Source organism: Streptomyces sp. NPDC027672 (assembly GCF_055566335.1).
Genome location: NZ_JBVHSO010000002.1, coordinates 644,900 through 656,929, shown reverse-complemented (window position 1 = coordinate 656,929; position 12,030 = coordinate 644,900). Strand labels below are relative to the sequence as shown.

The 12,030-nt window shown below is 75.8% G+C and carries 11 protein-coding genes; 4 read left to right on the top strand and 7 right to left on the bottom strand.

Features of this window, described 5'->3' with window-relative positions; all coding sequences use genetic code 11:
* Nucleotides 1-40 precede the first annotated feature (40 nt).
* From ACZ4SV_RS07225 to ACZ4SV_RS07210, 4 genes are all read left to right on the top strand, one after another.
* Nucleotides 41-1,033: a GlxA family transcriptional regulator gene (locus ACZ4SV_RS07225; RefSeq protein ID WP_468002139.1), complete on the top strand. Its 993-nt coding sequence runs from the start codon at nucleotides 41-43 to the stop codon at nucleotides 1,031-1,033.
* Nucleotides 1,034-1,198: 165 nt separating this feature from the next.
* Complete coding sequence (locus tag ACZ4SV_RS07220; protein WP_468002137.1) at nucleotides 1,199-1,606, top strand: hypothetical protein; 408 nt, start codon at nucleotides 1,199-1,201, stop codon at nucleotides 1,604-1,606.
* A 46-nt stretch (nucleotides 1,607-1,652) separates the two neighbouring features.
* Nucleotides 1,653-3,401 (top strand): sodium/solute symporter, encoded by a 1,749-nt coding sequence (locus ACZ4SV_RS07215; protein ID WP_468002135.1) that lies wholly within the window; start codon nucleotides 1,653-1,655, stop codon nucleotides 3,399-3,401.
* 43 nt (nucleotides 3,402-3,444) lie between these two features.
* Nucleotides 3,445-4,695 (top strand): sensor histidine kinase, encoded by a 1,251-nt coding sequence (locus ACZ4SV_RS07210; RefSeq protein WP_468002133.1) that lies wholly within the window; start codon nucleotides 3,445-3,447, stop codon nucleotides 4,693-4,695.
* On the opposite strand, the gene ACZ4SV_RS07205 is transcribed toward ACZ4SV_RS07210, so the two are convergent.
* The 7 genes from ACZ4SV_RS07205 to ACZ4SV_RS07175 form a co-directional block, all read right to left on the bottom strand.
* Nucleotides 4,675-6,090: an amino acid permease gene (locus tag ACZ4SV_RS07205; RefSeq protein WP_468002131.1), complete on the bottom strand. Its 1,416-nt coding sequence runs from the start codon at nucleotides 6,088-6,090 to the stop codon at nucleotides 4,675-4,677. The genes ACZ4SV_RS07210 and ACZ4SV_RS07205 overlap by 21 nt on opposite strands.
* A gap of 183 nt (nucleotides 6,091-6,273) precedes the next feature.
* The gene (locus tag ACZ4SV_RS07200; RefSeq protein ID WP_468002129.1) at nucleotides 6,274-6,960 is read right to left on the bottom strand and encodes a GntR family transcriptional regulator; all 687 of its coding nucleotides are present in this window, start codon (nucleotides 6,958-6,960) and stop codon (nucleotides 6,274-6,276) included.
* Between the two features lie 40 nt (nucleotides 6,961-7,000).
* On the bottom strand, nucleotides 7,001-8,002 hold the full coding sequence (locus ACZ4SV_RS07195) for a proline racemase family protein (RefSeq protein ID WP_468002127.1): 1,002 nt from the start codon (nucleotides 8,000-8,002) through the stop codon (nucleotides 7,001-7,003).
* Nucleotides 8,003-8,016: 14 nt separating this feature from the next.
* Complete coding sequence (locus ACZ4SV_RS07190; protein WP_468002125.1) at nucleotides 8,017-8,916, bottom strand: dihydrodipicolinate synthase family protein; 900 nt, start codon at nucleotides 8,914-8,916, stop codon at nucleotides 8,017-8,019.
* A 90-nt stretch (nucleotides 8,917-9,006) separates the two neighbouring features.
* On the bottom strand, nucleotides 9,007-10,398 hold the full coding sequence (locus ACZ4SV_RS07185; RefSeq protein WP_468002123.1) for an FAD-dependent oxidoreductase: 1,392 nt from the start codon (nucleotides 10,396-10,398) through the stop codon (nucleotides 9,007-9,009).
* The gene (locus ACZ4SV_RS07180) at nucleotides 10,391-10,699 is read right to left on the bottom strand and encodes a (2Fe-2S)-binding protein (protein ID WP_468002121.1); all 309 of its coding nucleotides are present in this window, start codon (nucleotides 10,697-10,699) and stop codon (nucleotides 10,391-10,393) included. Before ACZ4SV_RS07180 ends, ACZ4SV_RS07185 begins: the two co-directional genes overlap by 8 nt.
* On the bottom strand, nucleotides 10,680-11,960 hold the full coding sequence (locus ACZ4SV_RS07175) for an NAD(P)/FAD-dependent oxidoreductase (RefSeq protein WP_468002119.1): 1,281 nt from the start codon (nucleotides 11,958-11,960) through the stop codon (nucleotides 10,680-10,682). Before ACZ4SV_RS07175 ends, ACZ4SV_RS07180 begins: the two co-directional genes overlap by 20 nt.
* Between the last annotated feature and the right edge of the window lie 70 nt (nucleotides 11,961-12,030).

Sequence of the window (12,030 nt, the reverse complement as noted above, 5' to 3'; positions counted from 1 at the left end):
TGCAGATACCGACATCACCGTCGTACGGTCAGGGGGACCCGTGCACACCGGCGAACGACTCATCGTCATCGTCCTGTTCGAAGGCGTCGACCTGCTCGACGTCACCGGGCCGCCGGAGGTGTTCTCCCTCGCCCGGCGCGAGACCGAGGAGGCGGCGGGCTACGACGTGGCCCTCGCCGCCGAGACCATGGACCCCATCACCACCGCCGCCGGGGTCAGGGTCCTGCCCGACGTCACCTTCGCGGAGCTGACGAGGAGGAGCATCGACACGCTCGTCGTGCCGGGCGCGGTCGAGGTCGACGGCCAGCACCGGGTGCAGGCGCTCGTCGACCCGGCCGTGGTGGAGCGGGTACGCCAACTCGCGCCCCGCACCCGCAGGATCACCTCCGTCTGCGTCGGAGCGCACATCCTCGCCGCCTCCGGGCTCCTGGACGGCAAGCGGGCCACCACGCACTGGTCGACCGCGCAGCAGCTCGCCGCCGACCATCCCGCCGTGGAGGTCGACTCCGACCCGATCTTCATCCGCGAGGGGAACGTCTGGACCGGCGCGGGGATCAGCGCCTGTCTCGACCTGTCACTCGCGCTCATCGCCGACGACCTCGGCGAGGCCGTCGCGCTGCGCGTCGCCCGGCAACTGGTGATGTACCTGAAACGGCCCAGCGGCCAGAGCCAGTTCAGCGTCCCGCTGGAGCAGGTCTCCGCGACCCGGCGCATCGAGGACCTGCGCCACCACATCCTGCGCCACATCGCCGAACCGCTCACCGTCGCACACCTCGCCGAACACGCCCACGTCAGCGACCGGCAGCTCACCCGGATCTTCAAGACCGAGCTGGGCACCACCCCGCACGTCTACATCGAGTCCGTCCGCGTCGAACGGGCCCGGCACGAGCTGGAGACCACCGACGCCACCCTCGAACGCATCGCCACCGCCTGCGGGTTCGGCACCGTCGACACCCTCGTCCGGGCCTTCCGCCGCCGCCTCGACACGACCCCGACCGAGTACCGCCGCCGGTTCCGCACCGGCGGCGACTGAGCCGGGGGACACCGGCCACCGCGCGGAACGCGCGACCCCCGTGCCGGACTTACCGTACGGCGCCGTGCGGAGTGCGGGGCGGGCCGTCCGGGAACCTGTCCCTTTCGTCGCCCGGTGCGTACACTCCACTGCGACGTCTGATCTTCGCGGGTCGGAGGACGCGGCATGAGTGCACCGGGGACTCCTCGGCGTGAAGTGGTCACGGGGGTTCCCCGGGCGCCCCGCCCGGCCCACGGACCCGCCCGCCCCGCCCGGACGCACCCGGCGGACCCCGCCGTCGGCTCCCCGGCCCTGCGTTCCCTGATGCGCCGTCAACTCCGGTTGGCACTCGTAACTTTCGCGCTGCTCCTCGCCCTGCTCGGACCGCTGCCCCTCGCCTTCGCCGCCCTGCCGGACCCGGCGACCCGGCCGGGCAGCGCGGCGGTCGTCTGGGCCGTCCTCGGTGTCGCGGTCTATCCCGTGCTCGTCCTGACCGGCCGGTGGTACGTCGTCCGCGCCGAACGCAACGAACGCGACTCCGTGCGGGACACCGGACGGGACGCGGCGGACCCCGCCGGGAGGGCCCGCAGGTGACCGGTGCCCGGCCGCGCGGGCCCGCCCGCGCCGCGGGGGCCGCCGGGTGAACCAGACGTACGGTGTCGTGGCCGTGTCGGCGGCGGTCCTCGCCACGCTGCTGATCGGCTCCGCGGGACTGCGCGTCTCCCGCACCACCTCCGACTTCTACGTCGCCTCCCGCAGCGTGCCGCCGTACCTCAACGCCATGGCCATCGGCGGCGAGTACCTCTCGGCGGCCTCCTTCCTCGGCATCGCCGGACTCGTCGCCGCCCAGGGCGTGGAGATGCTCTGGTTCCCCGTCGGCTACGCGGCCGGGTACCTCGTTTTGCTTGCGTTCGTCGCCGCCCCGCTGCGCCGCTCCGGTGCCTACACGCTGCCCGACTTCGCCGACGCGCGGCTGGAGTCCGGGGCCGCCCGGCGCGTCGCCGGGGTGCTCGTCGTCGGAGTCGGCTGGCTCTACCTGCTGCCGCAGCTCCAGGGCGCGGGCCTGACCCTCGGCCTGGTCACCGGCGCGCCGCACTGGCTCGGCGGGGTGCTCGTCGCCGTCGTCGTCGCCCTGGCCGTGGCCGCCGGCGGCATGCGCGGCATCACCTACGTCCAGGCGTTCCAGTACTGCCTGAAACTGATCGCGCTCCTGGTGCCCGCGGTCTTCCTGGCCGTCGCCTGGCACGGCGACCCGGGACCCGCCGGCGCGGTGGACGAGCCGCCGGCCTTCCGCCGGTCCACCCAGGTCACCGTCGAGAGCACCGTGCGCGTCCGGATCGACACACCGCTGCGGGCCACCGCGACCGGCGCCGTCGACGGCAAGGACTACACCGGCGGCCGGCTGGACCTGGACCCCGGTGTGCACGAGATCCGCGCCGGAACGACCCTGCGCTTCCCGCCCGGCGCCCCGGTGCCCGAGCGCGCCGACGACGGCCGGCGCACCGCCTCCAGCTGGGCGGCGCCGCTGTCCGGCGGCCGGGACGAACACCCGCTCTACTCGACGTACGGGCTGATCTGCGCCACCTTCCTCGGCACGATGGGACTGCCGCACGTCCTCGTCCGCTTCTACACCAACCCCGACGGCCGCGCCGCCCGGCGCACCACCGTGATCGTGCTGGCCCTCGTCGGCGGCTTCTACCTGCTGCCGCCCCTCTACGGCCTCCTCGGCCGGCTCTACGCCCCCGACCTGCTGCTCACCGGCACCACCGACGCCGCCGTGCTCGTGCTGCCCCAGCGGCTCGTCGGCGGCACCGGCGGCGACCTCCTCGGCGCGCTGATCGCCGCCGGTGCCTGCGCCGCCTTCCTGTCCACCGCCTCCGGGCTCACCCTGTCCGTCGCCGGCGTGCTCAGCCAGGACGTGCTGCCCTCGCTCGGGGTCGGCCGCTTCCGGCTCGCCACGCTGCTCGCGGTCGCCGTGCCCGGCACGGTGAGCGTGGCCGCCGGGAAGCTGCCCGTCGCCCACGCCGTGGGGCTCGCCTTCGCCGTGGCCGCGTCGTCCTTCTGCCCGCTGCTGGTGCTCGGCATCTGGTGGCGCGGACTGACCGCGCCCGGCGCGGTCGCGGGCCTGCTCACCGGCGGCGGCAGCGCCCTGACCGCGGTCGCGCTGACCATCGCCGGGCGGCCGGCCGGCGGCTGGCCGCACGCGCTGCTCGCCTGGCCGGCCGTGTGGTCGGTACCGCTCGGCTTCCTCACCATGATCCTGGTCTCCCTCGCCACCCGGGACCGCATCCCGGCCGGCACCGAGGCGGCCATGGCCCGGCTCCATCTGCCCGAACGCCCGGCCGGACCGGACGCGCCCACCGCCCGCCGAGGAGTGAGGACCCCATGACGACCCGCCCGCCCGTGGCCCGTACCGCCCGCCGTGCCCGCCGGTGAACGGCCTCGCCGTCGCCGCCGCCGGAGCGCCCCTGCTGTTCGCCGCCGGCCTCGTCACCGGGCGGCTGCTGGCCCGCCGGTCCGCCCGGGACGGCACGGACCTCGGCACCCCCGCGGCCCGCGCCACCTTCCGCACCCTGCACACCGCCTCCCTGGCCGCGCCCCCGCTGCGCGCCGGACTCACCCCGGACGCGGCCCGCAAGGCGGTGCGCCGGCTGCGGCCGCTGTTCGGCACGGCCGCGCTCGGGCTCACCGCCGACGACCGGCTGCTGGCCTGGGAGGGGCCGGGCCGGCACCACGCGGACACGGCCCTGGACCGGGTCCGCGCGGTGCTGGACACCGGCCGCCCGCACACGTTCACCGTGGACTGCCCGGACCCGGACTGCCCGGTGCGCTGGGGCGCCGTCGCGCCGCTCACCGTCGACCGGCGGGTGCCCGGCGCCCTCGTCGTACTCGGCGCCGGCGAGCCGGCGTCCGGGGCCCGGGCCACCGAGGAGGTGGCCCGCTGGATCTCCGTACAGCTCGAACTCGCCGACCTCGACCGCACCCGCACCGGACTGATCGAGGCGGAGATCCGGGCGCTGCGGGCCCAGATCTCCCCGCACTTCCTCTACAACTCGCTCGCGGCGATCGCGTCCTTCGTGCGCACCGATCCCGAGCGGGCCCGTGACCTGCTGCTGGAGTTCGCCGACTTCGCCCGCTACTCGTTCCGCCGGCACGGCGAGTTCACCACCCTGGCCGAGGAGCTGCGCTCCATCGAGCAGTTCCTGGAGCTGGTCCGCGCCCGGTTCGGGCCGCGCCTGGAGGTGACCTTGCGGATCGCCCCGGAGGTGCTGCCCGTGGCGGTGCCCTTCCTGTGCCTGCAGCCGCTGGTGGAGAACGCGGTCAAGCACGGCCTCGGGGACGGCGGCGAGCGCGGCCGGATCACCCTCACCGCGCGGGACGAGGGGGCGACGGCACGGATCGTCGTGGAGGACGACGGCGTCGGCATGGAGCCGGACCGGCTGCGCCGCATCCTCGGCGGCGGCGAGGACGCGGCGGCCGGCATCGGGCTGCGCAACGTGGACGAGCGGCTGCGCCAGGTCTACGGCGACGACCACGGCCTGGTGATCGAGACCGGCGTGGGAGCCGGCATGAAGATCACCCTGCGCGTCCCCAAGTACCGGCCCGGAGTGCGCGACGGGCCCCCGGGACCCGGCCCGCCGGACCGGCCGGACGCCGGCCGGTCAGACCGCCCCGCTCGCTGACGGCCGCTGCCGCTGCCGCCGGGCCGCCATCACCGCGTAGACGATGATCCCGACGAACAGGAACAGCACGCCCTGGTACACCGCCGCGTAGCCGGCGCCCGCCATCAGCCAGACGGAGAAGGCGGCGGCCACCGCGGTGACCACGGAGTCCCGCACCAGCCGCCCCCGGTCCACCGCCCCGGGCCGGCCGGCCACCAGGTGGAAGATCTGCGCGGCGGTGGCCAGCAGATACGGGACGGTCGCGGTGAACGTGGTGACCAGGACCAGGACCTCGAAGACCCTGCCCGAGCCCGAGAAGTAGTTGTAGACGGTGAGCAGCGAGGCGAGCACGGCCGTCACACCGACACCGACCGTGGGCACGCCCCGCCGGCGGCGCGCGAAGGCGCTCGGGAACAGGCCGTCGCGGGCCGCCGCGTACGGGGTCTGGGCGCTCAGCAGGGTCCAGCCGTTGAGGCAGCCGGTCATCGACACGAGCGCGGCGAGCGCCACCGCCGTACCGCCCCAGCCGCCCCCGAACATCGCGTTCACGGCGTCCGAGAACGGCGCGGTGGAGGTGAGCAGCCGCTCGTGCGGGACCGTGCCGAACACCGACACCGTGCCCAGCAGGTACACCAGCGCGGCGCCCGCGGTGCCGATGACGGTGGCGCGGCCCACGTTGCGGCGGGCGTCCCGCACCTCGCCCGCGCTGACGGCGGCGGACTCCACACCGAGGTAGGAGAAGAGCAGCAGGGCGGCGGAGGCGGACACCGCGCCGACCGCGCCCTGCCCGCTGGAGTTGAACGGGCCGAGCCGGGAGGGGTCGAAGAAGAACAGCCCGCCGACCGCGACGAGCAGCAGCGGCACGAACTTCAGCACCGTGGAGACGAGCTGGACGGCGCCGACGTAGCGGGTGCCGGCGAAGTTGGCGAGGGCGGGCAGCCACTGGAGGGTCAGCGCGGCCAGGCACGCGCTCCAGCGGTGGCCGTTCACCGGGATCAGCACGTCGAGGTAGCCGACGGCGGCGACGGCGAGCGCGGCGTTCGACACCCAGGTGGTGATCCAGTACGACCAGGCCGCGAGGAAGCCCGCGAAGTCGCCGAACGCCTCCCGGGCGTAGACGTACGGGCCGCCGGTGCGCGGGTCGCGGGCGGCGAGCCGGCCGAAGACCAGGGCGAGCGCGATGGCGCCGACGGTCAGCACGCCGAAGGCGACCAGGCTGACGGTGCCGTACGGTGCGATGGAGGCCGGGAGCAGGAAGATGCCGCCGCCGATGATGTTGCCCATGACCAGCGCGGTGGCGACGGGGAGACCGAAGCTGCGGGCGTGCTTGCTGCCGGACCGGGGCTCCGCCGCGGTGGCGGCGGGGGACTCCGTGGGGGCCGGAGCCGGCTGCGGTGCGGTTCCGGGGACGTGCATGGGTGGTGCGCCTCTCATCGAACAGCTGCCCCTGGGTGCCGGGACGCAGCCATGGTCGGGGATGCCCCTATCTGGCGCAAAATCGCCGTTCCTTGTCCCGCGACGCCCCCGAGGCCATGAAAAAACTGAGGTCAGGGGCGCTTTCCGCAGCGAGATGTACGGCGCTGTCCGGGCCGGCGGCGGTCAGTCCCCGGCGGCCCACAGACCGCGCACATGTCCCAGGTGCCGGCTCATGACCGCGTGTACGGCCGTCTCGTCGCGCTCCAGCAGCGCGTCCAGCAGCTCCAGGTGCTCCTCGGCGGAGGCGTGCAGCCGGTCCGCCTCCACCAGCGCGGTCAGCCCGTAGAGTCGGGAGCGTTTGCGCAGGTCGGCCACGACCTCGACCAGATGGGCGTTGCCCGCGAGGGCGAGCAGACCGAGGTGGAAGCGGGTGTCGGCCTCGACGTAGGCGATCAGGTCGCCGGCCGCGGCGGCGGCGACGATCTCCCGGGCCGCCGGGCGCAGCGCCTCCAGCGAGACCCGGTCGGCGGTGCGGGCCAGGCCCGTCACGGTCGGGATCTCGATCAGCGCCCGGATCTGCGTGTACTCGTCGAGCTGCCGGTCGGAGACGACGGTGACCCGGAAGCCCTTGTTGGGCACGGTGTCGACCAGCCCTTCCTTGGCCAGGTCGAGCATCGCCTCCCGCACCGGCGTCGCCGAGACCCCGAACCGGGCGGCCAGCGAGGGCGCCGAGTACACCTCGCCCGGTCGCAGCTCGCCCGCGATCAGCGCGGCGCGCAGGGCGTCCGCGACCCGCTCCCGGTAGCTGCTGCGCCGTCCGCCGAGCCGGGGGAGCGCGGACAGTCCGGCGTCCCGGGTGTCTGGTGCCATGTCACGCATCACCGGGCGAGTCTAGAACAGGCCGCGCCCGCTAGAGGACGAACCCCTCCGGGAACGGGTCGGACGGGTCCAGCAGATACCGGGCCGTCCCCGTGATCCACGCCCGGCCGGTGAAGCTGGGCAGCACGGCCGGCACCCCGGCGACCTGCGTCGTGCCCAGCAGCCGCCCGGTGAAGCGGGTGCCGATGAAGGACTCGTTCACGAACTCGGTGTGCAGGGGCAGCTCCCCGCGCGCGTGAAGCTGCGCCATGCGCGCGCTGGTGCCCGTGCCGCACGGGGAGCGGTCGAACCAGCCCGGGTGGATGACCATGGCGTGCCGGGAGTGCCGGGCCGTGGCACCGGGCGCGTACAGGTGGACGTGGTGGCAGCCGCGGATCGACGGGTCCTCGGGGTGCACCGGCTCCTCCCGCCCGTTGACCGCCCGCATCAGGGCGAGGCCCGCCGAGAGGATGTCGTCCTTGCGGGCGCGGTCGAAGGGCAGTCCCAAGGCGTCCAGCGGCAGGATCGCGTAGAAGTTGCCGCCGTAGGCGAGGTCGTAGGTGACGGTACGGCCGTCCGGGAGCGTGACGCGGCGGTCCAGGCCGGCGGCGAACGACGGCACGTTCCGCAGCGTCACGCCCCGGGCGGCGCCGTCCGCCACCGCGACCTCGGCGACCACGACGCCCGCCGGGGTGTCGAGCCGGATGGTGGTCACCGGTTCCGTGACCGTCACCCTGCCGGTCTCCACCAGCACGGTGGCCACTCCGATGGTGCCGTGCCCGCACATCGGCAGATGGCCGGACACCTCGATGTACAGGACGCCCCAGTCGCAGTCGGGCCGGGTGGGCGGCTGGAGGATGGCGCCGCTCATCGCGGAGTGGCCGCGCGGCTCGTTCACCAGCAGCCGCCTGATGTGGTCGCGGTGGTCACGGAAGTACAGCCGCCGCTCGTTCATGGTCGCGCCGGGCACGGTGCCGATCCCGTCGGTGATCACCCGGGTCGGCATGCCCTCGGTGTGCGAGTCGACGGCGTGCAGGACGAGTCCGCTGCGCATGCGCTGCCTCCCGGTCAGCCGAGGTCCGCGGCCAGGGCCCGCTCGGTGGCCGCGCGGACGGCGGCCTCCCGCTCGGGTGACAGCGGCACCCGGGGCGGGCGCACCGGGCCGCCGTAGCGCCCGACGGCGTCCATGGCGGCCTTGACCGCCTGGACGAACTCCACTTCGGAGTCCCAGCGCAGCAGCGGGTGCAGCCGGCGGTACAGCGGGACGGCGGTGGCGAGGTCACCGGCCGCCGCCGCGCGGTACAGCCGTGCCGAGACGCGCGGCAGCGCGTTGGGGAAGCCGGCCACCCAGCCCTTGGCGCCGGCCACCGCCAGCTCCAGCAGCACGTCGTCGGCACCGGCCAGCAGATCCAGACCGGGGGCGAGTTCGGCGATCCGCCAGGCGCGGCGGACGTCGCCGGAGAACTCCTTGACGGCCTGCACCAGGCCCTCGCCGTGCAGCCGGGCGAGCAGTTCGGGCACCAGGTCGACCTTGGTGTCGACGGGGTTGTTGTACGCCACCACCGGCAGGCCCGCCTTGGCGGCCTCGGCGTAGTGGGCGAGGACGGAGCGTTCGCCGGCGCGGTAGGCGGTGGGCGGCAGCAGCATCACCGACGCGCAGCCGGCCCCGGCGGCCTGCTCGGCCCAGTGGCGGGCCTCCCGCGCGCCGTACGCGGCGACGCCCGGCATCACCCGCTGCCCGCCGACGGCGGCCACGGCGGTCTCCACCACCCGGGCCCGCTCCTCGGCGGTGAGCGTCTGGTACTCGCCCAGCGAGCCGTTCGGCACGACACCGTCGCAGCCCTGTGCGACGAGCCAGGCGCAGTGCTCGGCGTACCGCTCAAGGTCGACCGAGAGGTCGGCGCGCAGCGGAAGGGCGGTGGCGACGAGGACGCCGTGCCAGGGACGGTGGTGCTCCGCGTGGTTCATCGAGTCGTGCTCCTTTCGGCAGGGTGTGACATAACACTGGTCGGGACGTGCGGCCGGTGCTCACTCCGGGTCCGGCAGGGCGGCCGGTCTTCACTCCGGGTCCGGCAGGGCGGCCAGCACGCCGAGCGGCACCGGCCGGGCGAACGGCCTGCGCCCTGCGGTGAGCGGGCAGCCCGCCAGCTCCGCGACCGCCGGGGCGCAGATCCGGCCCTGGCACCAGCCCATCCCGGCCCGGGTGAGCAGCTTCACGGTGCGGGTGTCGCCGGCGCCGAGCGGACCGGCCGCCTCGCGCACCCGCCCGGCGGTGACCTCCTCGCAGCGGCACACCACCGTGTCGTCCGGCAGTCGCTCCGCCCAGTCCGCCGGCGGCGCGTACACCGCGTCGAGGGCCGCGGCGAACGCCCGGGCGCGGGCCCTGGCCCGGCCGGCGGCGGCCCAGCCGCGCGGATCCGGTGCGGTGCCGTACAGCCGGGCGGCGGCCGAGCGCCCGGCGATGTGCCCCTCGGCGAGTGCGAGCGCCGCCCCGCCGATCCCGGTGGCCTCCCCGGCCGCCCAGACGCCGGGCACGTCGGTGCGCTGCTCGGCGTCGACGCGCACGGCGGTGCCGGACAGGGCGCAGCCGAGGGTCTCGGCGAGGTCGGTGTGCGGCAGCATGCCGTGGCCCACCGCGAGCGTGTCGCACGGGACGCGCCGGGCGGTGCCGGGGCGGAGCCGGCCGTGCCGGTCGAGCGCGGCCACCGTCACCGCGGTCAGCCGGTCGGTGCCGTGCGCCGCCACCACGGTGTGCCGGGTCAGCACGCGCACGCCGTGCCGCAGCAGCCGGGCCGCGTATCCGGCGCCTTCCGCCAGTTTCCCGGGCTGGGCGGCCAGGGCGGGCGCCCGGCGCGGCAGCGCGGCGGGGCCGGCGGACTCGACCAGCGCGGCGACCCGGGCGCCGGCCGCGGCCAGCCCGGCGGCCACCGGCAGCAGCAGCGGACCGGTCCCGGCGACCACGGCCGTCCGCCCGGGCGGCAGCACCGGGCCGCCCTTGAGCAGGGCCTGCGCACCGCCCGCCGTGACGACCCCGGGCAGCGTCCAGCCCGGGAACGGCAGCACCCGCTCATAGCCGCCGGTGGCGAGCAGGACGGCGGCGGCGCGGACGGTGACGCCCTCCTCCTGCGCGGGGCCGCGCAGCGCGTGCACGGCGAACGTCCCGGAGCCGGACGCGCGTACCACGCACCACACATGGTGGTCCGTCAGGTGGGTGATCCGGCCGGCCGCGCGGTGGTGTTCCAGACCGGCCCGCAGCCGCTCCCAGGTGCGCCCCCCGTGCCGGTCCCGGCGGGCGGCGAGGGCCGGGGCGGGCTGCCGGTGGATCTGGCCGCCGGCCTGGCCGGCCGCGTCGAGCAGGGTCACCCGGACACCGCGCGCCGCCGCCGCCAGGGCGGCGGCGAGACCGGCGGGCCCCGCGCCCACCACGGCCAGGGACGGTTCCTCAGTCATCGTCCCGGCCCGTTCCCCGCTGGGTGCGGATCGCGTCGCCCGGGGCCACCGGCACCAGGCAAGCCCGTTGATCGGGGCTGCCGTTGACGGTCACCAGGCAGTCGAAGCACACCCCGATCCCGCAGAACACCCCGCGCGGCCGGCCGCCGCCCCGGGTCTCGCGCCAGGCCGTCACGCCCGCCGCCCACAGCACCGCCGCGACCGTCTGGCCCGCCCGCGCCCGCAGGGGCCGGCCGTCGAAGGTGACGGTACAGACCGCGCCCGGCCCTGCTCCCTGGCGTTCACCGTTCGTCTCCCGCATCGGCCTCTCCCGCGTCGGCGTCCCGGGCACCGGTGCCGGGTCCAGGGCCGCCGCGTCCCCGGCCGCCCTGCCCTTCGGTGCCGTGTCCTTCGATGGCGTGTTCTTCGGTGCCGTGTCCTTCGGTGTCGAACCGCTCCGGCCGGAACGGAGCGAGGTCCAGTTCCGGCGCCGTTCCGGTGAGCGCCTGCGCGATCAGCCGCCCGGTGCCGGTGGCGAGTCCGATGCCGGCGCCCTCGTGCCCGCAGGCGTGGAACAGCCCGGGCACCCGCGGGTCGGGGCCGATCGCCGGCAGGTGGTCGGGCAGATACGGCCGGAAGCCCGCGTACGCGCGCAGCGCGCGGACCCGCTCCAGGAACGGGAACAGCCCGACCGCGCCGGCGGCCAGCGCCCGCACCGCGCGCAGCGACAGGGTGCGGTCGAAGCCCACCCGCTCCCGGGTGGCGCCGATCAGCACCGGTCCGGCGGCGGTGCCCTCCACCACCGGCGAGGCGCGCAGCCCGGCCGAGCCGTCGGCCACGTCCGTCACATAGCCGGCGGCGTACACCTTGTGCCGGATCACGTGCGGCAGCGGCTCGGTGACCAGGACGAAACCGCGCCGCGGGAGCACCGGAAGCCGCACGCCGGCCAGCGCCGCGAGGTCGCCGCCCCAGGTGCCGGCCGCGTTCACCACCGCCGGCGCGTGGAGGTCGCCCCGGTCGGTGCGCACGCCGTACACCGCGCCGCCGGCCGTGCGCAGCACCCCCGTCACGGTGTGCCCCGGATGCAGCCGGGCCCCGCAGGCGCGGAGCAGGTGGGCGGCGGCGAGCGCGGGCATCACCTGGGCGTCCTGCGGATAGTGGACACCGCCGGCCAGGCCGGGAGCCAGCCGCGGTTCCAGCTCCGCGAGCCGGCCGCCGTCCACCGGTACGGCCGTGACGCCGGCCGCCCGCTGGCCCGCGGCGAAGTCCCGCAGCGCGGCCAGGCCGGCCGGTGCCCGGGCGACCACGAGACCGCCCTTGGGTTCGTACTCGACCTTCGGGCCCAGCTCCTCGGCCAGAGCGGCCCACAGCCGGACGGACAGCAGGGCCAGCCGCAGCTCCGGGCCCGGTGCCTTGTCCGAGACGAGCACATTGCCCTCGCCCGCTCCGGTGGTGCCGCCGGCCACCGCGCCCCGGTCCACCACCCGTACCTCCAGGCCGGCCCGGGCGGCGTACAGCGCGCAGGCCGCGCCCGCCATCCCGGCTCCGACGACCACGACATCGCAGGTCAGTCGCTTCGCCACGGCAGTACTATGTCACATGTTTCTCACTCTGAGGAGACCCCCGATTCCCAGGCGCGGACGCCCCCTTGAC

Coding starts and splice junctions, on each gene's coding strand:
- ACZ4SV_RS07220 (WP_468002137.1), top strand. CDS start 1,199: ATGAGTGCACCGGGGACTCCTCGGCGTGAAGTGGTCACGGGGGTTCCC.
- ACZ4SV_RS07205 (WP_468002131.1), bottom strand. CDS start 6,090: ATGCACGTCCCCGGAACCGCACCGCAGCCGGCTCCGGCCCCCACGGAG.
- ACZ4SV_RS07200 (WP_468002129.1), bottom strand. CDS start 6,960: ATGGCACCAGACACCCGGGACGCCGGACTGTCCGCGCTCCCCCGGCTC.
- ACZ4SV_RS07195 (WP_468002127.1), bottom strand. CDS start 8,002: ATGCGCAGCGGACTCGTCCTGCACGCCGTCGACTCGCACACCGAGGGC.
- ACZ4SV_RS07190 (WP_468002125.1), bottom strand. CDS start 8,916: ATGAACCACGCGGAGCACCACCGTCCCTGGCACGGCGTCCTCGTCGCC.
- ACZ4SV_RS07185 (WP_468002123.1), bottom strand. CDS start 10,398: ATGACTGAGGAACCGTCCCTGGCCGTGGTGGGCGCGGGGCCCGCCGGT.
- ACZ4SV_RS07180 (WP_468002121.1), bottom strand. CDS start 10,699: ATGCGGGAGACGAACGGTGAACGCCAGGGAGCAGGGCCGGGCGCGGTC.